Source organism: Anaerosporobacter sp., assembly GCF_031551385.1.
Classification (GTDB): domain Bacteria; phylum Bacillota; class Clostridia; order Lachnospirales; family Lachnospiraceae; genus Anaerosporobacter.
In genome coordinates this window covers 1-26,040 of sequence record NZ_JAVBNS010000175.1, presented here as the reverse complement: position 1 = coordinate 26,040, position 26,040 = coordinate 1, and the positions used below count along the sequence as shown (strand labels likewise).

The following is a 26,040-nucleotide window of genomic DNA, read 5'->3' as shown; positions in this document are numbered from 1 at the left end:
CAATGCATTGTTAATGTCTATTCTACTGACTTATGCTTTCCTTTTTTAGTATCTTTTCAGTAATTTTATAAGTTCAGACAAGATTATTACACTAACAGATATCCAAAATAGCTTCATCCACATAGCAAGAGGCAATGGAATTGTACCAAAGAATGCACCAGCAAACTGTATAATTAAAATCTGCAATATAAAAGTAATTGAGATGACTAGTAGCATCAGTTTGTTTTTTAATATATTTTTAAAAATGCTTTCTGTATGTAGTTCACGACAGTTAAATGAGTTGAATAACTGAAACAGAGCAAACAATGTGAATAGTACAGTCGGCATCTGAGCATCTGTTGCATCCAAAAAGTTAAAGACATATTGCAATAGAAAGACAACGGAAATATATAATCCAGTAATTCCAATTCGAGTGAGCATTGTCTTGGATAAAATATTATCACTACGGTTAACCGGTTTTTGATTCATCAAGTCATCATGAATCGGTTCAAGTCCGAGTGTCAGAGCAGGTGGCCCATCCATGATAATATTAATCCATAAAAGTTGCAATGCAGTAAAAGGTGCTTTAAGACCTAGTAAAATAGAAACAAATACAACGATTACGGAAGAAACATTAACTGTCAACTGAAAGCTGATAAAACGCTTGAAATTTTCATATATGCCACGTCCCCAACGGACAGCATTTACAATTGTGGAAAAGGAATCATTGAGTAATACGATATCACTGGCTTCTTTGGAAACTTCTGTTCCTGAGATACCCATTGCAATTCCGACATCTGCTTTTTTTAGTGCTGGAGCATCATTGATACCATCACCTGTAACGGCAACGACATTCCCCATTGCTTTCAGCAGATTAACTACACGCATTTTAATGGTAGGTGTACTTCTGGCAATTACACTGATTCTTGGCAATAATTCTGTTAGTTCCTTGTCAGAGAGATCTTCTATCTCTTTGGCTTCTATAGCAATTTGATTATCATCTAAGATATGAAGCTCATTGGCAATAGCAGTTGCTGTAACAATATTATCGCCAGTGAGGATTTTAAGACTAACACCAGCTAATCGACAAGTATTTACGGCATCATAGACATCCGCACGTAATGGATCAGAGATGGCAACAAAACCATCAAACTCCATTTCACTTTCGATTGCTTCCTCATCAAATTCTGGACATTCATAATAAATCCTATGGGCAAATGCGATGATACGACAGGCTTTTTTCTGATACTCCGTAATATGCTTCTCAATTTCTGTGCGTTTCTTTTCTGATATATTGCAAGAACGGAAAATCTTCTCAGGGCTACCCTTTGTATAGGCAATATATGTTTCATCTTCTTTAACAATCGTGGTCATATCCTTTTCTTCTGAAGAAAATGGAAATACGTGAGTGATTTCTGTGTTTTGACGGCACATACGGTAGTCAATATTAGCCTTTCCAGCCGCCATTAAAAGTGCACATTCCGTAGGGTTACCAATAAACATAGCATTCTCACCAATATCAGCTGTACTGTTTATGCAGATGTTATTAAGTATCATAGTATCAGAAATGTTGCCTATGACAGTCATTTTGTTTTCTGTCAGAGTACCTGTTTTGTCAGAGCAGATTACATTAATACAACCAACTGTTTCAGAAGCAATCATCTTTTTAACTAAGGCATTTTGCTTTGAAAGTTTGATGATGTTAATTGATAATGATACTGCGACAATTGTAGGAAGTCCTTCTGGTACGGCGGCAACAATCAATACGATACTTGTAACAAAGGCTTCCATTACTTCTTCAAATCTAAGCCCATCGTGCAAAGCAAAGGAGATAAGCTGAGAGATAAAAACAATAGTAGCAGCAATGATACCAAAGATAGTGATTGTCTTGCCAAGTCGTGAAAGTCGCTCTTGTAGAGGTGTTGAGGTTTTATCGGTTGCCGAAAGTTCTTTTGCAATCTTACCAAATTCCGTATGGTCACCAACAGAAGTTACAACCATTTTACAGAAACCACTCGTGATATAAGTGCCTGAGTAGAGCATATTAAATCGTTCTGCAACGGAAGTTTTCTCATCAGAGATGATATATTCACTGTCTTTTTTGGCAGGAAGACTTTCGCCAGTTAAAGTAGACTCATCGACTGACAATTCCGTACTTTCAAGTAATCTACCATCAGCAGGAATTTTATCTCCAGTAGCTAATATTAAGATGTCGCCAACAACAATGTCCTTTTGGTTCAGCATAATGGGATTACCATTTCGCAGTACTTTGACTGAAACATCTTCATTGATTTTATTGAGTTCTTCAAAGGCTTTGGCACTTTTTCCTTCCATCACTACAGTTATTATAACTGACAAAGAAATAGCAACGAAGATACCAACACATTCCCAAAAGTCTGCTTCACTACCAGTAGCAGCACGAATAATGTTGACAACCAATGCGATAACACCAGCCGCAATAAGCATCAAAATCATAGGCTCTGTTGCGGAGTGCCAAATGCGCTTAAAAAGTGATTCTGGTTTGGAGCGTGTTAATGTGTTTTCTCCATGTTTGGCGGCACTTTCAAGTACTTGTTTTGAAGTCAGCCCTATGTCTTTGTTCGTGTTTAACTCTTTCACGATGGCTTCCTTCGGTTTCAAAAATTCATACATTTCGTGATTCCTCCATTCATTTTAATAACTGATATTAATTCATTTGGATGCATTGAAGTACCTGTGTACTCAGTGGTAAGAGAATCCTATGAATTAAAAAAACTTCTATATAGCCATAAAAGCTATACAAAAGTCCAGAATCAAATAAATGACAACAAAAAAGACCTATGTATGGCTAATAAAGCTATACATGAGTCTCGTTATTTAAGACAAGCCAGACCAGATAAGTGGTCAGTATGTTGACTTGACACGCAGTACAAGTACTACGCTAACTACTCCCTCACGAGTATTTTAAAATCATAGCATAGGAATAATGAAATGTCAATTGATTCCAGTTGACGATTTGCAAAAATATTGAAATGTGGTTACTGTGAACGGTAACATTATAGTTGACATGGTTGTTTATCTATAACATAATTACAAACATAAAAGGATTAATTGAATTATTATGAAGTTGTTAGTTATGAGGATTCAAAGATAAAAAGTATGGATAGCTTTTTAATTTTAGACACGCTCTAGAGCGTGTCTAAAATTAGAAAACAAGACGAAACGAGGTTGATATAATGGTAAAATCATTTTTAATGTTAGGCCAGTCAAACATGGCTGGAAGAGGATTTATTCACGAAGTACCACCAATCTATAATGAGAGAATACAGATGTTGCGTAATGGAAGATGGCAAATGATGACGGAGCCAATTAATTATGACCGACCTGTGGCTGGAATAAGCCTTGCTGGAATATTTGCTGAGGCATGGAGTAGGGAAAATAAAGAGGATAGTATTGGACTAATTCCATGTGCAGAAGGTGGAAGCTCATTAGATGATTGGGCTGTAGACGGAATCCTTTTTAAACATGCAATAAATGAAGCAAAAATGGCAATGCAGAGTAGTGAATTGACAGGTATCTTGTGGCATCAAGGGGAAAGTGACAGTTACAATGGTAATCATAAAGTTTATTATGAAAAGTTACTACAGATTATTGAAACACTTAGAAAGGAGTTGAATGTTCCAGAAATTCCTTTGATTATAGGTGGATTGGGAGATTATCTAGGTAAAGTAGGATTCGGGAAGAACTGTATAGAATATAGCCTTATTAATAAAGAATTATATAGATTTGCTTCGGAGCAGGATAATTGCTACTTTGTTACAGCTTCTGAATTAACGGCAAACCCTGATGGCATTCACATCAATGCGATATCTCAAAGAAAATTTGGTTTGCGATATTTTGAAGCATTTTCAAAGAAACAGCATGTATTATGTCCGTTGGAAAATGAAGAAGAATTGTTAAATCATATTCATGAAAGAATATATACAAAGACAGAAAAGATATATATGAAGAGCATGGATTTTGCGTTAGGAAAGATGTCATATGAGGAATTTGAATCACAGGTTATGGAAATAAGTAATGTATAGGTAGAAGAAAATAATTAAAAACATGACATATAGTTGTCGTGTTCTGTTTGGTATAATGAGTGAAACTTAGATATATATTTAATTGAGTTTAGAAAATACCTAAATAAATAAAATATATAAGGGGGATGTGACAACAAAATGATTAACAATTTTTCTGATTTTTGCAATGCAATGCTAGATTGCGGTTTTTCTATGGGTGGTGGTAATGCGAAGGATATATTTGCGTTAATTTCGTATGGTTGGAATGAACAGGAGTTGATTGATTCACCAATAAAATGGCACACTGGCGATGCGGAAACTGACCCATGGGAGTGGCGTATGCGTGTGTTAGAGGAGCGTGATGACATTGCCTATTCTAAGGTATTCTTTCGTACAAGCGGATACATTACAAAAGATTGGTATCCATATTTTTATGCGATACGAAGACAAGGTGAAACTTTTGAAGAAACATATGAAAATGGTACAATCAGCCATACTGCAAAGCAAGTTTATGAGATTATTTCAGAAAATGGTGCAACTGCACTTCATGAGATAAAGCAAATGGGTGGATTTAAGAAGGAAGATAATTCTGCTTTTGAACGTGCGATGATAGAGTTACAGATGCGAATGTTTGTTACGATGAGTGGACGAATGCAGAAGAGGAATAAGCAGGGAGAGGGATACGGTTGGAGTAGTACCGTGTTTACTACGGTTGAAGATTTTTGGAATACACGTAATGTTACATTGCAGGATATAGATGCTAACGAAGCATATACGAAAATCAAAGAGCAGATATTGAGATTGAATTCCGAGGCAACGATGAAGAAAATTGATAAGTTTATAAAAGGATAAAAGTAAATGTGGTATCGTTCTATCAAAGAATAAGACTGCGGTAGTATTGACATTCTAATAAGACGGTGGTAGTATATAATTTATAAAACTACTACAGTCTTATGAAAGGAGATACTGCATATGGATATAAAACTTTTTGACTCTGAATTAAAAGTAATGGATGTACTTTGGAAAGAGGGGGACAATACCGCAAAGCACATTGCCGAAGTCTTGAAGGAGACATGCGGTTGGAATGTGAATACAACCTATACCCTTATCAAGCGATGTATCAAAAAAGGAGCGATTGAACGTTCCGAGCCTAATTTTATGTGTCATGCACTTATTCCGAAGGAGGATGTGCAGGAGGCAGAGACAAATGAACTCATTGATAAAGTATATGATGGATCTGCCAACAAACTGTTTGCAGCGCTTCTCGGTAGGAAGAAACTTTCTGAAGAGCAAATTGACAAGCTAAAACAGATTGTTGGAGATTTGGAATGAGGTGGAAGATATGAGTTTGTTAAAAATGAGTTTCACTGGGGCAGTTATGATTTTGGTGATTGTTGTTATTCGTGCGTTGACAATCAACAAGTTACCGAAAAAAACATTCCTTGCTCTTTGGGGAATTGTGTTGTTGCGCTTGCTACTCCCATTTTCACTGCCATCTATGTTCAGTGCATATTCGGTTATTGAACAGAATACATCTACCATGCAAGTGATACAGAACACCCCTGCTGAGAACTTTTTCCCTACTGCTTTAAACCGAGGAATGACAACAATACCAAGTACGGCTGGTGTAGTTGGAAACGAAACCTCTATTTGGGCGATTGTTTGGGGCGTTGGTGTATTTGTCTGTTTCCTGTATTTCGCAGTCTCTTATATCAAGTGCTATCGAGAGTTTCAAACCTCCTTGCCCGTTGAAAATGATTTTGTGAAAAAATGGCTTGGCGAACACCGAATCAAACGTCAGATTACCATTCGACAATCAAGTCGGATTTCCACACCTCTCACCTATGGCGTCTTTCGTCCAGTAATTCTAATGCCCAAAAGCACAGAATGGAATAATACAAAATCACTTCAATATGTTTTGGCACATGAATATGTACATATTCGGCGATTGGATGCTTTGACGAAACTGATTTTGACTGCTGGACTTTGTGTACATTGGTTTAATCCTTTGGTATGGGTTATGTATATCCTCGCTAACCGTGATATCGAACTTTCCTGTGATGAGTCTGTTGTTCGATTTTTCGGAGAGGAAAACAAGTCAACCTACGCACGGACACTTATCAGCATGGAAGAAAACAGAAGCGATTTACCCCCGCTGTACAATAGTTTTAGCAAAAATGCTATTGAGGAAAGAGTAACGGCCATTATGAAAATCAAGAAAACATCATTGATTGCGATATGCGTTGCGGTGGCTCTCGTGACGGGTATTACAATTGTGTTTGCAACCTCTGCCACAGGTAAAGACGGTTTTTTATCTGCCAATGAAGAGGAAAAGACCCAGCAACTAGCTTTCGGCAAGGTACTGTGGGACGTATATCAGCGTGGTATCCTCCCTGATGGCAGTTTGTTGGAGTATGGTGGTATGGAATTCGCTGCAAACAACAACTTTTCCATTGTTGACGTAGATGGCGATGGAAAAGAGGAGTTAGTGCTCTTCTGGGAAAATGCTTCAATGGCTGGAACGGTAGCATACGTATTCGGCTATAACGATGGAATGGTTCATGTGGAGTTGACGGAATTTCCTATACTGACTTTTTATGATAACGGAATTGTCGAGGCAGCGTGGTCTCACAATCAAAACTTAGCAGGGCGGTTTTGGCCATATAAAGCCTACCGCTACGATGCAAAAACCGATGTCTACCAATCTCTTGGTGGCGTGGATGCTTGGGATAAGAATGTGCGTGAGGAAAATGAAAAAGGCGACCATTTCCCAACATACATTGATGCTGACGGAGATGGACTAGTCTACTATATCCTCCCTGCCAATTGGAACGGACAGTATGATATGTCCTTGGTGGATGGCGCGGACTACGAAAGTTGGCGAAACGCCTACATGGAAGGGGCGAAAGAAATCACGATTTCTCGCCAGATGCTAACAGAGGAGAACATCGCCGCTTTGGGATATCCAAAGCCTGATATCCCTCTACCTCCCCAGCCACAGGGCTGATAAGTAACCAGGGCGTGTCTGAAAAATCACTGTACCGTCCTGTACCCTAATTTATGAACCTAAACGATAAATTTTATACACACTATAAGAAAGGCAGGAATCATTATGATTGAATCAAGATGTGGAATTGAATGTTCAAAATGCAATAGTAAAGAAAATTTTGGAGTAGAGTGTGCAGGCTGTGTCAGTATCAAGCAGCCGTTTTGGGGAGAATGTCCTGTTAAGGTATGTTGTGAAGGTAAGGGACTGGAAAACTGTGGTTTTTGCTTGGAATTCCCATGTGAGTTACTAAACAGATTTTCTTATGATAAGCAAGATGGAGATGATGGTTTAAGAATTGAGCAGTGCAAAGCATGGTGTAAAGAAGGGAAATAGTACTTACAAGGAATATATACTTAAAATAATGCCAATACTATCAAACAAAGAGTTACCGAATTGGAGTTGATATCTATGAGGCGATATTTTAAAGGCTATTATTTCAAATGTATGGCAGAAGATGAGACACTTGCATTAATACCTGCGTTACACAGTGATGGGAAGGAAAGCAGTGCATCACTGCAAATAATAACAAATGATAAAGCATTTTCAATTTCTTATCCCAAAATCAGATTCAATGAGGATAAGTTTCGAATAAAAATTGGGCAAAATTACTTCTCAAAAAAAGGAATTTGTTTAAACATTGAAACTAATAATTATAGTATACATGGGAAGCTGAGGTTTGGAATATTTCATAAAATCAAGTATAGCATTATGGGGCCTTTCAGATATATTCCATTTATGCAATGTAAGCATAACGTCATCAGTATGCGACATGTGGTTACAGGAACGATAAAGATAAATGATAAAGTCTACTGTTTCAATGAAGGCATCGGATATATTGAAGGAGATTGTGGTTGCTCTTTCCCAAAGGAATATATCTGGACACAATGTCATTTTCCCAATGGTTCAATTATGCTATCTGTTGCAGATATTCCAATGCTTGGATTTCATTTTAGAGGAATTATTGGGATTGTCATGATTGCAGGTAAGGAGTATCGAATTGCAACATATCTTGGTGCTAGAGTTAGTTTAATTAGTGATGATACGGTTGTAATTAAGCAAGGCAAATATACACTTTATGCAAAATTGATTGAATCAAAACATCAGAAATTGAATGCACCTGTATGTGGTAAAATGACAAGAATAATACATGAAAGTGCGTCGTGTAAGGCAAGGTATCTGTTTATTTGTGAAGATAAAATACTATTGGATTTTACGAGTGAGAATGCAAGTTTTGAATATGAGTTTAAATAACAGGCTATTGCAAAAGGAAGTTTCATTTGCAATAGCCTGTTTGGGGTGGTGATTGGATAATAGCCTTGTGTTAATGTTTTATATCAATCAACCGAACTGGTTCAAGATCAAAACTAGAGTCACTATGCAATGTAATCAAAGTAGCCCCTCTTTGTTGTGTCTTTTTAGCGATACCAGGCATGGCAAGATAATCAATGCTCATTCCGTAGGTTAATCGAATTCCTTTGTATTCTAACGAAATATTATTATAATGGTCATGTCCAACAAACATAGCTTTTGTACTACCTAATTCAACTGCTTTTTCAAAAAGTTTGCTAGGGTAGTTTGAACAACAAATAGCTTCATTTTTTTCACCAACAACACCATAGAAATACTTTACTTCATCGCTTCCTTGCTTATAAAGATCATATGCCGTTTTATATTCTTCGACAGGAATATGATAAAAAAGCAGAGAACTAATTGTTTTTCCTTCTTCGGCAGAAAGTTTCTTAATCTGTTCTTCGTACCACTCTACTTGATCATCATGGATATAGTCATAGTCATTGATTCCTTCCCCTGTATAGTCATTCGAATCAAGTAAAATAATTGCTTGGATTAAGTTACCATTGGTGTTTTCGATTTTTATCACTTGATTACTACGTCCCGTTATGTCTGGTTGAACGTCTGGATAGAGTAAACTTTGTGTGTTGTCGTAAGAAAGGGACTCAAATAACGTTGTAATATCTTCGGTAGTATTGTTTGCTATTACTTCCGTGTCATGATTACCAAATGTGAATGCCCAGGGTATTCCGATGTTTCGCATAAAGGATACAAACTGCATAGCAGGAGTGTAGTTGTTAAAGGAAAATGACATTACTCCGAGAGGGAAGACAATATCACCAGTTACAACTATAAAATCAGGAGAAGTATATTCTATTAAAGCATAAACTGCCTCAAGTGCTTTTAAATCCTTTGATGAAGACAATGCACTTCCGCCAAGATGAACATCAGTAAGTTGCAAAATCTTGAAGTCCTTTTTATCAGTAACAATGGTGTATACCCCTGTTTCTTCATCGTATTGAATATCACTTTCGTCATAATCAATTGATGAAATCGTAGAGATATATGGTTGGGTAAGCCATGAATCCATACGCATAATATTTGCCGTAACAAAAAGAATAATAGCAGTTGAAAGAGCAATGATCCGTTTTTTGTTTATGACAAGATTAGTGCGAACAAGGTGCTTTCTTGCCTTGAAATTATATAAAGCAATTCCAATTAGATAGATTACCAGTAGCGCAAAGAAAAAATTACCGAAATAGTATATATACTTATGTGTACAAAGCATAACGATAAAAGTAACAATCATAAAGATGAAAGATAGTATGCAGAGTTTTTGAACGTATTTCTTATATGGTATCGTTTCTTTGTTAGCAAAGAAGTTTTCAATCCATTTTAACCGAAGCGCATTGTTTATAAAGAGAATAATCACCGCAGTTACCCATATGCTATTCATAACGGTTACAACTAAAAATTGCATGATATCCATACCAGAGGAGAGGATAAGAAATGCAGAATAAGTAGAAACACAAATCAAAACAAATCCAAGTATAAGATTGTTAAGGAAGCGTTTTCTGTATCTATCTTTTTGGAGCATTAAAAATTCAAGTGTATCTTTGGATAAAGTAACCGTAGTATAATTGAGTTTTTTTGCTATTTTATTGAATCTTAAAAAACAAAATCCGATGATAAGCAATGCAATTGCAATAAGAATTAATGATAATGGATCTTTATATAATAGTCCATTAAGTGCATAATTTATGCAACAGTAAATTCCAATTGCGCCAATTAGAGCAAAGCGTTTGATTTTTTTAAAACTTGATTGAATTTCCTTTTGGGAAGTCGATTCTGTATTACTTTTTATTTGTTTCATTTCTTCATCGGATAAACCGATTAATTTAACTGCGTTATCAAATGTTCCATATGTATACATAAGCATTCCCAGTGCTTGTGTTGGAGAATTCTCATCTGCAAGGAGTTTTTCATATTCTGATATAAAAGCAGCTTGTATTTTCTTCTTAGCATCTTCGCTTTCCTTGGAAAATGGTATTTCTGCAAAAATGTCTTCTATAAGTTCTAAGATTTTATCGGTCATAAATGTAACCATACCTTTCTTGCAACCTGTTAATTCTAAGGTGCGGGTTATAAGTTATACAAATAATGGTAATTTGAAGGAGGTTGTCCTAAACGGATGCGATATGTAATTTTAACAAAAAGCATTAAATAAGTCAATGAATATGCAACTAGTATGTCTTTTGTCAATTAATCAAAGAGTGTGAATATTTACCAAAAAACAAGGAATTTGGAATCAAAAGAACGAAAAAATGACGAAAAGTTGATGAAATAAAGGACTATCTGTGGTATGATAATATTGTGTGAATTTAATTGTTATAAAGAGGGAAATCATGGGGTGATGATATGCATGGTTTTCTATCGTAATATAAAAGTGAATCAAAAGGCAAAGTGCCAGTAATATCTATGCAGGATTATCATACAAAAGTCATTGTTTATATCAAAGGCGATAAGTTATGTCATAATGCTGCTTTGTTTTCTGCAAAAGAAGATAATCAAACAATATAAGGAAGGGAAAGAGAATGAAAAACACAGCTAACGATACAACCATTTTAATTACAGGTGGAGCAGGCTTCATTGGTTCCCACGTCGCTGAGAAGTTTTCCAAAGAGGGGTATCGAGTAGTTCTTGTAGACGACTTATCCACAGGAAATCTTGGCAATATCAAGAGCATTATAGATAACGAGAATGTAACATTCTATCAAGCAGATATCAGAGACTATGATCAAATGAAAAAGGTATTTGAAGAAACTAAGCCGCAGATTATTGATCATCATGCAGCACAAAAGTCGGTCTCTTATTCTGTTGAAAAGCCCAAACATGATTTAGATCTTAATTTGACAGGATTATTAACGCTCATCGAATTAGCGGGAGAATATCAGGTTAAGCAATTCGTTTTTGTTTCATCAGGAGGGGCATTATCAAAGGAAATTCTTGGACAGGAAAAATCGAAAGAATCCGATATACCACAGCTTCAATCACCATATGCGATTAGCAAGTATGCTGGTGAACAATATATAAAATTATATGCAAAGTTAAAGGGATTTGACTATTGTGTGCTACGATATGCCAATGTATATGGTCCAAGACAGATTGCAGATGGCGAATGCGGGGTTATACCAATCTTTGTGAATAATATTTTGTCTGGAAAGGGTTCTGTTTTAACTACATATGAAGATATGCCAAGGGGCTGTACAAGAGATTATGTATATGTAGGAGATGTAGCTGAGGCAAATCTGTTAGCGGTTCAAAATCCAGCAAATGAAGTTATAAATATCGGCTCAGGAGAAGAAGTGGGGATTTTGGATATCTATTATGAGATTTTGAAAGTATTTCAAAAGGATGTTCCGATTACCATCGCTGGTCCGAGACAAGGGGATATTAGGCGTTCGGTGTTAGATGCGAAAAAGGCACTTTCGACAATTGGATGGAAACCAACGGTAGATTTATCGACAGGTCTAAAGTTGATTTATGAGAGCATGGGGGAATAGGATTACTATAACGTTACCCAAGGGGGCGAAAGAATGATTGTGTTAGCGGTAGATGACGAGAAGGCACAGTTAAGTGAGATACTATCGATTTTGGGAAAAAATGAAAGAGTCAGCAAAGCAGTTGGATTCCAGGATCCACTTGATGCACTAGAATGGAGTAGGGAGAATAAAATTGATGTCGCCTTTTTAGATATAGAGATGTATCACTTGAATGGTTTTGAACTTGCTGAAAAATTGAAAGAAGTACAGCAGGGGATCACAATTGTGTTTCTGACAGGATATGCGAACTATGCTTTAGATGCATATAAGGTTCATGCAATAGGATATTTACTAAAACCAGTTGATGAAGAAGAGGTTGACAAAGAGCTAGCTTATATTGCAACGTATGTACCAGTAGAGAAAATGCTAGAAAAAAACATTAAAGTTCAAACATTTGGAAACTTTGAGGTATATTACAAAAGGGAACCACTGAAATTCAAACGGAGTATATCGAAGGAAATATTTGCTTATCTGGTTGATCGAAGAGGGGCAGGCGTGACGATGCAGGAGTTGGAAATGATTCTTTTTGAATATAATATTAGTGAAAATTCAAAAAAAAGCCTAATACGAACAGCAATTGCAGAATTACGTAGTCTATTTCGTGAGTTAGGCGAGGGTGAAGTTATCCTCAAAACACGAAATAGTATTAGTCTTCAGAATGAAAAAATAGATTGTGATTATTATGATTTTCTGGAAGGAAAGGCGGTGGCAATGAACTCTTATATAGGTGAGTATATGACCAATTATAGTTGGGGAGAGATTACAACAGCAATGTTATCGAATATGAAACCAATATCCAAAGAATAAGAAATGAATTCAGACAGCTACCGATATTGCGGTAGTTCTTGGGAAAGCTTGTAGAATTATGCACACAAAATTTGGATTTGTTGCAGAATTGTTGCAGTCTATGTTGTATTATGATAGAAAGAGAAAAAAATATAAAGTGATGATAGAATAGGAACAGAATCAGGAGGAGATAGCATATGGTACTCTCAATAAAAGATATTGCACTGATTCTTTGGAGAAAAAAAATTGTACTGATTGTATCAACGATAATTGGATGTCTCATGCTTACTAGTTTTGGTTTTTTAACGGTAAAGCCTTTATATACAGCGAATGCTTCTATGTATGTTTATAATGCGGAAAGCAGAGTGGATTATAACATCTCGACAGGCGAATTATCGGCTTCCAAACAGTTAGTGACAACGTATATCGTTGTTTTAAAAAGTAATAATGTACTAAACCAAGTTTCAGATAAATTAGAGAATTATGATTTGACAGCAAAACAAATTCGTTCCATGCTTTCGGCTAGTGCAATTGATGGAACGGAAGCATTTCAGGTATCCATAACAGCACCTACACCTGAGATGGCGAAAGAGGTATGTAATACCATTTTAAAAGTAGCACCAAATGAGATTGTCAGAGTAGTAAAGGCTGGTTCAGTTGAAATTATTGACTGGGCAGAAGAACCAGATACAGCTATATGGAGTATTTTCAAATACATATTAGCGGGAGCGTTTCTAGGCTTTGCAGCAAGCTTTAGCTATGTACTGCTTAGAGTTATCTTTGGTACGATAATTAACGATGAAATTATGTTAGAGGAGAATTTTGATATTCCAATTATCGGAATCATACCAATGGAGACAATCGAAAAGATGGAAAGAAGATAAGGTGATCAAGATGAAATTTAGAAAAAAGAGAAGAGTGCATGTTGAAAATTTAAATTCATCCCAGATAATCATTAATGCTAATACATCGTTTGTTGTTTTTGAGGCATATAAATCTGCTCGTACCACCTTACTGGCAATGACACAGAAGGAAGGATGCAAAGTAGTGGCAGTGACAAGCTCGCTACCAGAGGAAGGTAAGACGATATCGACAATCAATCTTGCCATTACCATGTTGCAAAGTGGGAAAAAAGTCTTAATTATAGATGCTGATATGCGTGCCTCAAAGGTATGCAAATACTTGGAGATGCCGAGTGGTGTAGGTTTAAGTGATTATTTACGGGGTTCTACAGGGGCGTTAGCGCATCTTGCATATGAAAGTCGATTTGGGGTTTTACATGTTATTCCAGGTGGTGCTGTACCAGATAATCCAGTTGAATTGTTAATGTCGGATAAGATGGGAAAGCTGATTGAGAGTCTTAAGAAGGATTATGACTATATATTTATTGATACACCACCTGTAAATGTGGTTACTGATGCAGCAGTAATCTATCAGTGGGTAAGTGGCTACTTGCTAGTAGTGCGCGCAGGTGTTTCTGATATCAATGCAGTAAAAGAAATGGTACTAGAGTTAGAAAGTGTGCATGCTAATATTATAGGGTTCTTTCTACATGATGTCGATTTTAAATCGAATGGATATGGTTATGGTAGAAGGTACCGATATAGCAAATATGATAGATATGGTGCATATAGAAAAAGGGATATGTATGGAAATAACGATACATAAAAAATAGCAAGAGAGAAAGGTAGCGGTTATTATGAGAGAATCAAATGGAGTAAAATACAGTGTATTAATGTCATTGTATGAAGGAGAAGAAGTGGCATATCTAAAGGAAAGTATCGAGAGTATGCTAGCTCAAACCTATCCAGCAGATGAAATCGTAGTTGTGAAGGATGGACCACTAACAAAGGCTCTCGAAACTACTTTAGACGAATTTGAATCAAATTACAAAGGACAATTCAAATTTGTGAAATTAGAAAAGAACGAAGGATTAGGACCAGCTCTAAAAGCTGGAATTTCAGCTTGTAGGAATGAATGGATTGTAAGAATGGATGCAGATGATGTGGCAGTACCAAATCGGTGTGAAAGACAAATTCAGGAACTTGATAAGCAACCCGATTTAGATATGATTTGTAGCAACTACTATGAATTTCATGGTGATAAAGAAGATTGTGTTTTACGAAATTCGCCAGAAAAGCATGAGGAAATTATTAAATTTGCACGAAGAAGAAATCCGTTTGGACATTGCTGTATGATGTATCGTAAGAGTAGAGTGCTAGAAGCAGGAAATTATGGAGAACATTTTCCGTCAGTAGAGGATTATGACTTGTGGATTCGTATGTTTATGAAAGGATGTAGATGTTACAATATTCAAGAACCACTTGTTTATGTTCGTGGGAATAAGAATTTTTATGGTAGACGTGGTGGCGTAGCATATTGGAGGAAGATAATGAACTTCTTTTCAGAATATCGCAGACAAGGATTTTTTGGCTGGAAGGATTACTTGATAAGCTGTACTGCAAGAACAATTGTTTACTTGTTTCCAGTAGGACTCCGTACATTCATTTATCGTACAATGCTTAGAGAAAAAGCAAATAGGGGATGAGGCGTTTGAATAGAACAGTTATAAAAAGATGGATGTGTTTAGGGCTAGCAGGGATGCTTTTTATCATGCTGTTAGCATTCGGCGTTTCATCTGATATAGAAGCAGCAAGTAACAGTGAGGAACATTTAGAGGATTGTGAAGGTAAAAAGATTATTTCTGTTGTCTATGATGATTCTCATAGTATGGTTCGAAATGATAATTGGTCATATTGCAACTATGCATTCCAATTGTTTACTTCCTTGTGTGAAGATGTAGATGATTTTTATGTTACCTATATGAGTAGTGCCGTTGTAAGTAGTAATTTGTTTGAGAAGAATAAGGACTTGCAGACGGTAGTTAATAAAATACGTAGTACGTTTGGAGTTGTGGCATCTACTCCGATTAAAAGTGTAGAAACAGCATTTGATAAATTATTATCAGTAGAGAGTACAGATATTCATGATGAGTATTGGCTAGTAGTTATGAGTGATGGTGTGTTTAACTCGGGAACGACAAGATCGGGTGTAGCAGATATCAATAACTGTTTGAACGAATATGCAGATGTTCAGATGACGAATGGAACATATGCGCACACGATTTATCTTAGTATTGGTAATGAAGCTGCAACGCCAAATGGCTATAATGAGAAGCAGATTTATGTGGAGCGAGCATCGAATAAAGATGATATTATAGATGCCTTAGTTAACATCGCGAGGTTAATCTTTGGACTTGTAGAGATTGAACATGTTAATTTTGCAGAGTATCATTTTACAGATAATAAGACGATGGAGTTCGCAACAAAGCTGAATTTAGAAGATATGATTGTCATCACTGAGGAGACAACAGGAGTGGTTTCATCAGCAAAATCAAAGGAAGATAATTCGCGACTTCATGTATCGACAATAAAACTGCGTTACCCTGAGAGGCAGGGAATTAAGACAGATACATCCTTGTATGGTAGTGAAAATACGATTAATACAGGAAACGTAATACCAAGAGGGACGTATACGGTACGGTTTTCTGAGAAAATGGAACAGGAACGAATATTAGTGTTGGTAAAGCCAGACGTTGCACTTCTACTTGATTGCTATTATACAGGAACAGACACATTCATTACGGATGAGAGTAGTATTCTACAAAGCGATGTATTAGATATTCGTTGTCGTTTAATAGAAAAGAGTACAGGACGCACGTTGTTAGAAGAAGAGTTTTGCGATTCCTATGCCTATTCTATTTCGGCAGTAAATGAAGGGAATATTCTTGGAGAAGTGGATGCGAAAACATTAGAGGAACTTATTCTAAAGTTGGATACGGTAAATCTTAGAGGGACTTTTTATTTTACTGGAAATACGATTACTGCATCAGAAATCATAAAACCAATTCCGCATGTTTTATATGAAATCAATGGAGAGACACAAGACAGTAATAAATATAGTGTTGATACGATATATGGTAAGAGTCTTAATACAAAATTTCAAATTATCGGCAATGGAATACAGTTAAATCGAAAGGAAATAAAGGAGTTAGATTTAAGTTTTTATCCACAAAAGTATGCTTCCTTTATTACACTTAAACAGAATTGTACTATGGATGGACTGATAGATGTTACAGCTCAAATTGATTCGAATTCAATTGTTTACAAAACTTTGTTTGGTTGGATTCCAACTTGGCTTATGGGTGATGATGAAATTATTGTTTGTGCAAAGATTAATTCACCTTATCAACAAGACCCTATTATTGGCTATGTAACAGTTCGATTAAATGATGATACAATTGTTCAGAAGACATGGAATTATATTCAGCCAATCCTAATGTTTATTTTAGTTTTTGGTTTTATATTTAAGAAAAGATTTGTTGTTGGATCTAAGGTATCATATTGCAGACTAAAGTCTAAAAGGGAAGAGCTGAGAGCATATAAGTATGACTGGCATTCCTATCGATTTGACAAAATAGTATTTAGAATGATACATAGACCAGTTTCTTGGACTTCCTTTGTTCCATTTATTCCGAATCGAATTGTACTAGGTGATTACTATATCTATGCGAATCATTATTTTTGGTCAAGAAAAGAAAAAATAAAAGTAGTATGTCGCAATAAGAAAGTATCTGTTATCAAACTTGTAGATACGAGAACAATTAGTTCACAAGATGATTTGGATTTAAGAAACGAGTCAACGCGTATTATTGAAGAACTAGAGAATACAAATAGTATCCAGATTTATTATCAGCAAGGTGCAATTTTTATATGTGAAGATGAGATATTGTTTTACAAATATACGATTTGATAAATGTATGGTTAGGAGTTGATGAGAATGCTTGTGTATGTTGTTGCTACAGCGCTAGCAGTGTTGTTTACCTATATAAGTGTAGTTTATGACAAAACATTAAAAGATTCTCTTCAAAAAAGCAGATATGTGTATTTGAAACCGAGGATAGATGTATGGCAGAAACTTACATTATACGTGCTTCGTGTTGCATCCGTATTGCCTCTTGTATTAGTAGCCGGTTTTCGCTATAAGGTTGGTACTGACTGGGGAAATTATTTAAGAAGTTTTCGATCTGTTACGCATGGTAAAGATGGACATTATGGAGAGAAAGGGTATCGTTTTATTCAGAAGTTCGTTGCATTCTTTACAAGTAACTATATATGGCTCTTTCTCTTATGTGCAATCATTTTTGCTGGATTCTACTTTGTTGGAATTTATAAGATGTCAATTAACCCACCACTTAGTGTTGCGTTAATCGTAGCGACTTCAATCTATTTTTCTTTTTTGAATGGAATGAGACAAGGATTAGCGCAGGCGATTTTGTTTTTTTCTTTGCGATATGTATTTAAAAGGGATTGGAAACGTTTTTTGATTTTTGTTTTGTTGGCAAGTAGTTTCCATAAAAGTAGCTTGGTCTTTTTGATTGTATACATACTATATGGCTTCAAAATTGATATAAAAAGAATTATATTCTATATAGTAATATTTGGAATGGTCGGTTTGGCTGGTGGTCAGTTAGTTAAATACGTAGTTATGAAGACGAAGTATGCTCATTACTATATGAGTGCGTTTGCGGATGGTGGGTTTGAATGGCTATGGTTTTTTATTAGTACTGCGATACTAGTAGTAATGTGCTGTTATTATGAAAATGGACAGAAAAGTGAGCTGAAAGGACAATTTAATGTATTACTATGGATGCAGATGATTTCAGTTATATTTTGCTTGATTTCTGCTACAGTACCAGAGTCAAATCGAATTGTTTGGATGTTTAATATTGGTCAGATATTATCATTGCCAATTCTTATATCGCTAGAAAAGGACAAGCGTTGGCGGTTGGTATTATTAGTGTTGATTCTTGGTTTCTATATGTTAGCAACATATATAGCAATCAGAGGCGGATCGCATAGAGTTTTACCGTATAGGATGAGTTTTGGTGGCGAGTAATGTACTAAAGGGGAGGTGAACGTATATGAAGGCAAAAATTTCTGTAATAGTACCTGTTTATAATGGCGAGAAATATTTGAAAAATTGTATTAAAAGTATACAGGAATCAACCTATCCCAATTTAGAAATCATTATAATCGATGACGGATCAAGGGATAAAAGTTTTGAACTTTGCAAGAAATATGCTGAGAAAGATAAACGAATTCGGCTGTTTCATCAGGAAAATAGAGGCGTATCAGCTGCTAGAAATCACGGATTGCGTGAAGCGACTGGTGAATATGTTTCCTTTATTGATTGTGATGATGAAATACATAAAAATGCTTATAAAATATTGATTCATAATATGAAAGATGATGTGGATATGATTCAATTTGGATTTGTCCGAGAAACAGTAGATGGACAGTTTATTAGCAAATATAAGCAGGAAGCTGGATTATGGAAGCATTCCGACAACTTACTTGGTAATTACCTGTTTCCAAGGAAACCTGCAGGTTTATGGAGTAAGTTTTATCGTATGGAACGGATGAAAAATGAAGTAGGAGAGCTTGTTGTTCAGTTTGATGAAACAGTTGGTGTTTGGGAAGATTTGCTATTTAACTGCCAATATTTAAGCCGATGCCAAGGGAATGTATTGCTGCTTGATAAAGAATTATATTTTTATAAAATACATAATGAAAGTGTGGCTCGTCAATCATTTTCGGAAAAGCAGATGAGTATCATATCAGTATTTGAATCGATTTTTGCACTATGTGAAGGGGACGCAGATGCATTGAATAAAGCGGAATTAGCCTACTGCGAAATTATAGTAAAGACACTTCGTAAAGCGTATGATTCAAAAGCGAACTACGATAAGAAGAAAGTCAAAGTTTTATACAGTAAATTAAGAGGAGTCAGCAATCGATATATGAGAAGCAGTATTCCTTCAGTCAAGATGAAGGTTTGTGCGATGGGGATGTATGTATGCCCTCATCTGATTTGCTGGGTAATCAATAGAACGTAAGAGAGAAGTGGATGAGTATGAAAGAAAATGTTGCATTGATGAATACAAGTACAGACGATACCTATAACATAAAAGAGCTGCAAAATGCAATTCTTCAAATCGCGCAATACATTCATGACTTTTGCATTGAGAATGAAATCGAATATTGTCTAATGGGTGGTTCGGCACTAGGGGCTAAAAGACACGGAGGTTTTATTCCGTGGGATGATGATTTGGATATTTTTATGACAGCGCAAGGTTATGAGAAGTTTCGAGCAACATTTTTGGAAAAAGGTGATAAAGAACGTTTCTATTTGCAGGAGCAAGGCGTGATAAAGGGAAGGGTTCGTAAGCCGAAACTACGAATGAATGATACAACGTATATTGAAGATGGTATTGAAAATCTTAAGATGCATCATGGGATTTTTGTAGATATATTTATACTACATAATTGCCCAGATAATAAAGTATTACAGTTGTGGCAGTGTGCATGGTCCAAATACATAGTGATTAAGTCGCTTAGCAATCAACATTATAAGAAACGGACTGGATATATACAGATATTACTTCGTTTTCTACGCCTATTTCCAGCACATTTTTTAATCAATCGTGCATATAAAGAGCTTTACCGATATGATTATAAAGAAACAAAGTTGTGTTGTAACTTCATTGGAAAGGCAATCTATAAAAGTGGGATTTATGAAAAGGCTGATTTATGGCCTGCCAAGCCAGTGGCATTTGAAACAATTGAACTGCTAGTACCTGGTAAAGTGGAATCCTTTTTAACAAAGAGATTTGGAGATTATATGAAGATTCCTTCAAAGGATAAGATACGTTATGATCAACATGCGAAGATTTGGAGTACGAAGGAATCATTTACGAACTATGTGAATGAAGATAGTAACTATCAAGATGAGAAAGTACTTATATAAGAAAATGCTTATATAAGAAAAGAGAATTAAGAAAAGAGCTAAGGAGGTGTGCAAATGAAAAAATATAAAGTTGGATATACAACAGGGGTTTTTGATTTGTTTCATGTCGGACATTTGAGAATATTAAAACGTGCAAAGGAGCAATGTGACTACTTAATCGTAGGTGTTAGTACAGATGAAGTTGTAGAAGCGTACAAAAATAAAAAGCCTATCATTACGTATGAGGAAAGAAAAGAGATTATTTCAGCTATTAAATATGTAGATGAAGTAGTTCCGCAAGTAACGATGGATAAAATGGAGGCTTGGCAAAGCTTACATTTTGATGCATTATTTCATGGTGATGACTGGAAGGGGTCTGACCTTTACAGCAAATATATCGAGCAATTTAAAACAGTTGGAGTGGATGTTGTGTTTTTATCGCATACACAAGGGATTTCCACAACTAAGATTGTAGAGACAATTCAGGAAAAAGAGCAACAGTTTTTGAAACAGGCTTAAGGTGATTGGGTATGAAAGAAAGCAAGAATGTATTACATATTTGTGCCAGTTTAAATGGTGGTGGTGTTGAGCGCATGTTGCAAAATTACGTATGCGCGATAAAAGATGAGACAATTCAGTTTCATATAATCAAGCACCAGCAAGCAGAAGGAATGTTAGAAAAGGCATTGCAAGAATGTGGTTGCAAGATAACCTATATTATACCAAAGAGTAAAAATGTTTTTCAATATACAAAGGAATTAATAACTTATATGAAACAGAACCAGATTGATGTTGTACATTGTCATCAGGGGTATGTTTCATTTTTTCCTTTAGGGGTTGCTAAGTTATGCGGTGTGAAAAAACGTATTGCACATGGACATACTGCTTTTGAAAAAGAAAGCAGAATAAGAAAATGGTATCGAGCGTTGACTACTTGTTTTACGAAAATGGTTGCTACAGATTTATTAGCATGTGGAGATTCGGCTGGAAGATGGATGTGGCATAAGAATTATACGGTCATTCCGAATGCCATGCAAGTAGAGCAATTTTATTTTTCAGAAACAATGCGTATTCAGAAGAGAAAAGAACTAAATATTGATAATCAGTTTGTAATTGGCTGTGTTTCCAGATTGGTTCCTGACAAGAATCATATGTTTTTACTTGAGATATTCAGAGAAATACGAAAGAAAGAGCCGAATGCTACATTGGTTTTGGTAGGTGACGGAAGTTGCTATGATGAGATTTTGAATGATATCAACCAATATAATATAGAGAAGAATGTGTTACTGTTAAAGATAAGGAATGACGTTAGCAGTCTATTGAATGCATTTGATGCATTTGTGTTGCCAACTAAGTATGAAGGACTGGGAATCTGTTTTATTGAAGCACAGATTAATGGCTTGCCAACATTCGCGCCTCAAGGAGCAGTTCCAGTGGAAACCAAGATAACTTCACAACTCTCGTATCTTCCAATGGGAAACCCTGAAACATGGGCAGATTCTATATTGTTAGGAAAGCGACAGGCTTTGTCGGAAGAAGAGAATCAAGCAATTGAACAGTATGATATTGCGATTCAACCCCAAAAGTTGTTGAACGTTTACAGAGGCGAAGATAAAAGGGGAGATGCATAGTGAAAAAAATAGGAATTGTTACGTTGTATGGAATGAATAATCATGGGAATAAGCTGCAAAACTATGCAGTTCATGAGTTGCTGCAGGAGTATGGATACCAAACAGAGAGTATTGTTTGTGAAAAAGAAATTATAAAGCCTAGACTAAAGATTATATTCAAAAAAATAATGGCGGTAACGGGAGATAAAAAGTATCAAAGGTGGAGAAGCTTTTATAAATTCACAAGGAAACATACACCAACAAGATATTTCTACTCTAAAAACGGATTATTTCAAGAAAAAATTGCGAAGGACTATACATATTTTGTCACGGGAAGTGACCAAGTGTGGAATCCAGAGACGATAAAGAGGGGAAGAGCAAACTATTTTCTTAGATTTGCAAAGCGAGAGCAACGTATTTGCCTATCACCAAGCATGGGTGTACAGCATGTTGCAAGAGAAGATGAATTTGACTTGAAGAAAGGTCTTAACGGTTTTCGCTATCTTTCTATAAGAGAAGAAGCAGGAAAAGAAATTATTGAGCAGCTAATTGGTCAGTCAGCACAAGTATTACTTGATCCAACGATGGTGCTTGATAAGGCTAAGTGGATGAAGATAGCGGGTAATGCAAGTAAAACAGTAGGGAAAAAATATATCTTTAAACTTTTTTTAGATCCAATATCGGAGGAGCGTAATAAGGAAATTATAGAGCTTGCGAAGAAAGAAGAATTAGAAATTATTGATTTATCGGATAAAGCGAGTGTATATTATACTCTTGGTCCAGAACAGTTTCTATCGTTGATAGAGGGTGCAGAATTAGTCTGTACAGATTCTTTCCATGCAGTTGCTTTTTCGATTAATTTTAATATACCTTTTTATGCATTTAAGAGAATTAGTAAGAATGATGTTTCTAACCATATGGCTTCGAGAATTGAAACGATATTAAAGAAGTTTAATCTGGAAAATCGAACGGAACAATATTTTTGTGCCAAGACATATGGAGAGTGTGATTTTTCATCTGCCAATAAGATACTTTTGACGGAAAGAGAAAGATTTAGAAGCTTTTTGCAGAAGTGTCTAAACCAACAGGAATTAAATGAATGTAATATTATGAATGTGGATGAAAGGATATGTACAGGTTGCTCCGCTTGTGTAGTGGCTTGTCCGATATCCTGCATACAAATGAAAGAAAACGAAGAGGGATTTTTGTATCCGCGCATAGACAGGGAACAGTGTACACAATGTGGCTTATGTACCAAGGTCTGTCCTTGTATCAATCCACCATCGAAAGAAAAAGAAATTGTTGATGCTTACGCAGTGTATAGCAAAGACCAAGATGTACTATTGAATAGTTCATCAGGCGGTGTGTTCCATGGATTAGCACAAAGATGTATTCGCTTAGGTGGTGTAGTCTATGGTGCTATGTTTAATGAACAATTTGAAGTAGTACATGCTGGTGTCAATAAGATAGAAGATATAAGTAAACTGCAAAGATCTAAATACGTGCAGAGTAATGTAAATCTTGTATTTGCAGAAGTAAAAGAACTACTTGAAAAAGAAGTGCCAGTTTTGTTCACTGGAACAACTTGTCAAGTGGCGGGATTAAAGAACTTTTTGAACAAAGAATATAATCATCTATATACAATGGACTTCGTTTGTCATGGAGTACCGTCACCAAGGGTGTTTCGCCACTATAAAGAGCAAAAGAGAAGGAATCAAAGTATTCAGGATATTTCTTTTCGTGATAAGACAAAGGGGTGGGAAGAATTTTCGTTTACTATTGTATTGGATGATGGGGAAAAGTATGTAGGAAAGAAACGAGAAGACCCTTATTTTAATGCATTTATTAAAAACATATTATTAAGAAACTCTTGTTATCATTGTGGTTTTAAAGGAAAGAGTCGTTGCAGTGATATTACGGTTGCTGATTTTTGGGGAATCAAAAACTTGCTGCCTGAGATGTATTGCAAAGATGGGGTGTCTTTGGTACTATGTCAAAATGAGCGTGGGGAGCAGATGTTCAAAGATATTGCTTCTAGCTATGAGGTGAAAAAACTTGTAGTTAGTAAGAAACATGAAGAAAGCAATTCAGCAATCTATGCTTCCATGGTAAAACCAGAGGGAAGAGACATGTTTTTTAAAAAGTTTTATTTAGAACCTGATTGTAAAACAATTGAAAACAGCTTAAGTAGTATAAAAAAGAAAAATATAGTTATTCGAGCATTAAGAAAAGCAAAGAGAATAGGAAAGGGAATAATCAAAAACCGGTGATTGTATGCAAAAACGTTTCTCACAAAAAGGTGAAATAGCAATGGGAACAATGCTTTCGTTTATGTCTTTGGGCATTGGCTATATGATATCCATTCTATATACACCGTTTATGCTAAGAATTTTAGGGCAAAGTGAATATGGACTTTATACACTTGTTGCCAGTACAGCAAGTTATCTTGGAATGCTAAGCTTCGGATTTGATGTATCATATGTGAAGTTTTACTTTCAAGAAAAGAAGAAAGGGGAAGAGGCAGTTGCACGGCTAAACGGGATGTATCTGCTGATTTTCACAGGAATCAGTTTGTTATCTTTAGTAGCAGGAGGAATTTTAGTATCGTTTTTGCCACAATTATTTCAGAGTAAACTTACATTGGCAGAAATAGATAAGGCACAAGTATTGATGGTAGTAATGGTAATTGACATTGCCCTTACGTTTCCAGCAAGTTTGTTCCGATCTTATATAACAGCAAATGAGAAATTTGTGTTTCAAAAATTGGTACAGATATTGAACAACGTGTTAAGTCCATTTTTAGCGTTACCACTGTTATTAATGGGTTTTGCTTCTACCGCACTAGTAATGGTTACGTTAGTGATTAATATATCCGTAGCGATTTGGAATATTACTTATTGTATTAAGAAATTAAATATGAAGCTGTCATTTCGTAACGTGGATTTCAAATTACTAAAAGCGATGTCTGCGTTTTCAGGGTTTATTTTTATTAATATTATTGTAGATCAAATTAACTGGAATGTTGATAAGTTTATACTAGGAATATATGAGGGAACAATTGCGGTGGCAGTGTATGGAATTGGTGCTCAGATAAGTGGGTATTATCGATCCTTTTCTTCCGCGGTGTCCAATCAGTTTATTCCTAGTGTGAATAAGCTTGTCAGTGAATCAGATGATAACCAAGCACTGCTAAAATTGATGCAAAAGGTTGGACGGGTTCAGAGTATGATTTTATTTCCGTTGTGTATTGGACTTTTGTTTTATGGGGAAGTATTCATTCAGCTTTGGGCAGGAAAGGACTATAAGGATTCTTATTCCGTTATGATGATTTTAGTTATTCCATTGACTATTCCTTTGGTTCAAAGTCTTGGAATCGAAATTCAAAGAGCAAAAAATATGCATCAGTTTCGTTCCATTGTATATTTTTTAATAGCAATTTTGAATGTTTTCTTAAGTGTTCCGCTTTGTAAGTTGTATGGAGCTGTTGGTTGTGCAATTGGAACAGCGATATCATTAATTCTGGGGAATGGAATTGCGATGAATTGGTATTATCATTGCAAATGTAAACTTAATATGTTCTTGTTTTGGAAAAAGATTGGTTCTTTTGCACTTGTTATGATACTTCCAACATTCGTAGGATATATGACAAAGCTCTTTTTATTGGAAAAAACTGCCTCAAGTTTACTACTTTGTGGATTGATTTTCTCTGCAACATATTTCCTTTCCTTGTATCTTTGGGGGATTGAAACACACGAAAAAGAAGCTTTAAGAAGATTGATGAAGAAATTGCAAGAAAAAACCAAGAGCAAAAAAAATAGTAAGAAAAATATCTA

21 protein-coding genes are annotated in these 26,040 nt (G+C 35.7%); 19 read left to right on the top strand and 2 right to left on the bottom strand.

Annotated features, from left to right (window positions below; translation table 11 throughout):
- Positions 1 to 45: 45 nt before the first annotated feature.
- The gene (locus tag RMR19_RS14180) at positions 46 to 2,631 is read right to left on the bottom strand and encodes a calcium-translocating P-type ATPase, PMCA-type (RefSeq protein WP_310604151.1); all 2,586 of its coding nucleotides are present in this window, start codon (positions 2,629 to 2,631) and stop codon (positions 46 to 48) included.
- Between the two features lie 563 nt (positions 2,632 to 3,194).
- Between RMR19_RS14180 and RMR19_RS14175 the strand changes: the two genes are divergently transcribed.
- The 6 genes from RMR19_RS14175 (at position 3,195) to RMR19_RS14150 (ending at position 8,322) form a co-directional block, all read left to right on the top strand.
- Positions 3,195 to 4,043, top strand: a complete 849-nt coding sequence (locus RMR19_RS14175) for a sialate O-acetylesterase (protein WP_310604150.1) — start codon at positions 3,195 to 3,197, stop codon at positions 4,041 to 4,043.
- A gap of 138 nt (positions 4,044 to 4,181) precedes the next feature.
- Positions 4,182 to 4,874 (top strand): AlkZ-related protein, encoded by a 693-nt coding sequence (locus RMR19_RS14170; protein ID WP_310604149.1) that lies wholly within the window; start codon positions 4,182 to 4,184, stop codon positions 4,872 to 4,874.
- A 120-nt stretch (positions 4,875 to 4,994) separates the two neighbouring features.
- On the top strand, positions 4,995 to 5,354 hold the full coding sequence (locus RMR19_RS14165; protein WP_310604148.1) for a BlaI/MecI/CopY family transcriptional regulator: 360 nt from the start codon (positions 4,995 to 4,997) through the stop codon (positions 5,352 to 5,354).
- Between the two features lie 10 nt (positions 5,355 to 5,364).
- Positions 5,365 to 7,029: a M56 family metallopeptidase gene (locus RMR19_RS14160; protein ID WP_310604147.1), complete on the top strand. Its 1,665-nt coding sequence runs from the start codon at positions 5,365 to 5,367 to the stop codon at positions 7,027 to 7,029.
- A gap of 105 nt (positions 7,030 to 7,134) precedes the next feature.
- Positions 7,135 to 7,404 carry a DUF3795 domain-containing protein gene (locus RMR19_RS14155; protein WP_310604146.1) on the top strand — a complete coding sequence of 90 codons (270 nt, stop codon included), beginning with the start codon at positions 7,135 to 7,137 and terminating at the stop codon, positions 7,402 to 7,404.
- A gap of 111 nt (positions 7,405 to 7,515) precedes the next feature.
- Entirely contained in the window at positions 7,516 to 8,322 is an 807-nt protein-coding gene (locus RMR19_RS14150; RefSeq protein ID WP_310604145.1) for a tocopherol cyclase family protein, read from the top strand.
- Positions 8,323 to 8,392: 70 nt separating this feature from the next.
- Here the strand turns inward: RMR19_RS14150 and RMR19_RS14145 are convergent, their stop codons facing one another.
- Positions 8,393 to 10,468, bottom strand: coding sequence for a metallophosphoesterase family protein (locus RMR19_RS14145; RefSeq protein ID WP_310604144.1), 2,076 nt, complete (start codon positions 10,466 to 10,468; stop codon positions 8,393 to 8,395).
- A 487-nt stretch (positions 10,469 to 10,955) separates the two neighbouring features.
- Between RMR19_RS14145 and RMR19_RS14140 the strand changes: the two genes are divergently transcribed.
- The 13 genes from RMR19_RS14140 to RMR19_RS14080 all read left to right on the top strand — a co-directional run.
- A complete protein-coding gene (locus RMR19_RS14140; RefSeq protein WP_310604143.1) occupies positions 10,956 to 11,924 on the top strand; it encodes an SDR family NAD(P)-dependent oxidoreductase in 969 nt (322 codons plus the stop codon).
- Positions 11,925 to 11,957: 33 nt separating this feature from the next.
- Positions 11,958 to 12,770, top strand: coding sequence for a response regulator (locus RMR19_RS14135; protein WP_310604142.1), 813 nt, complete (start codon positions 11,958 to 11,960; stop codon positions 12,768 to 12,770).
- A 176-nt stretch (positions 12,771 to 12,946) separates the two neighbouring features.
- On the top strand, positions 12,947 to 13,633 hold the full coding sequence (locus tag RMR19_RS14130; RefSeq protein WP_310604141.1) for a YveK family protein: 687 nt from the start codon (positions 12,947 to 12,949) through the stop codon (positions 13,631 to 13,633).
- Between the two features lie 10 nt (positions 13,634 to 13,643).
- Entirely contained in the window at positions 13,644 to 14,417 is a 774-nt protein-coding gene (locus tag RMR19_RS14125) for a CpsD/CapB family tyrosine-protein kinase (RefSeq protein ID WP_310604140.1), read from the top strand.
- A 31-nt stretch (positions 14,418 to 14,448) separates the two neighbouring features.
- Positions 14,449 to 15,297, top strand: a complete 849-nt coding sequence (locus tag RMR19_RS14120; protein WP_310604139.1) for a glycosyltransferase — start codon at positions 14,449 to 14,451, stop codon at positions 15,295 to 15,297.
- Positions 15,298 to 15,302: 5 nt separating this feature from the next.
- Positions 15,303 to 17,561 carry a hypothetical protein gene (locus tag RMR19_RS14115; protein ID WP_310604138.1) on the top strand — a complete coding sequence of 753 codons (2,259 nt, stop codon included), beginning with the start codon at positions 15,303 to 15,305 and terminating at the stop codon, positions 17,559 to 17,561.
- 27 nt (positions 17,562 to 17,588) lie between these two features.
- Positions 17,589 to 18,707: an EpsG family protein gene (locus RMR19_RS14110; protein ID WP_310604137.1), complete on the top strand. Its 1,119-nt coding sequence runs from the start codon at positions 17,589 to 17,591 to the stop codon at positions 18,705 to 18,707.
- Between the two features lie 25 nt (positions 18,708 to 18,732).
- Complete coding sequence (locus tag RMR19_RS14105; RefSeq protein ID WP_310604136.1) at positions 18,733 to 19,707, top strand: glycosyltransferase family 2 protein; 975 nt, start codon at positions 18,733 to 18,735, stop codon at positions 19,705 to 19,707.
- 11 nt (positions 19,708 to 19,718) lie between these two features.
- Positions 19,719 to 20,618, top strand: coding sequence for a LicD family protein (locus tag RMR19_RS14100; RefSeq protein WP_310604135.1), 900 nt, complete (start codon positions 19,719 to 19,721; stop codon positions 20,616 to 20,618).
- Between the two features lie 54 nt (positions 20,619 to 20,672).
- A complete protein-coding gene (locus RMR19_RS14095; RefSeq protein WP_310604134.1) occupies positions 20,673 to 21,116 on the top strand; it encodes an adenylyltransferase/cytidyltransferase family protein in 444 nt (147 codons plus the stop codon).
- A gap of 11 nt (positions 21,117 to 21,127) precedes the next feature.
- The gene (locus tag RMR19_RS14090; RefSeq protein WP_310604133.1) at positions 21,128 to 22,228 is read left to right on the top strand and encodes a glycosyltransferase; all 1,101 of its coding nucleotides are present in this window, start codon (positions 21,128 to 21,130) and stop codon (positions 22,226 to 22,228) included.
- Complete coding sequence (locus tag RMR19_RS14085) at positions 22,228 to 24,477, top strand: polysaccharide pyruvyl transferase family protein (RefSeq protein WP_310604132.1); 2,250 nt, start codon at positions 22,228 to 22,230, stop codon at positions 24,475 to 24,477. The genes RMR19_RS14090 and RMR19_RS14085 overlap by 1 nt, the downstream gene beginning before the upstream one ends.
- 4 nt (positions 24,478 to 24,481) lie before the next feature.
- A partial coding sequence (locus tag RMR19_RS14080; protein ID WP_310604131.1) for an oligosaccharide flippase family protein occupies positions 24,482 to 26,040 on the top strand: 1,559 nt, incomplete at its 3' end.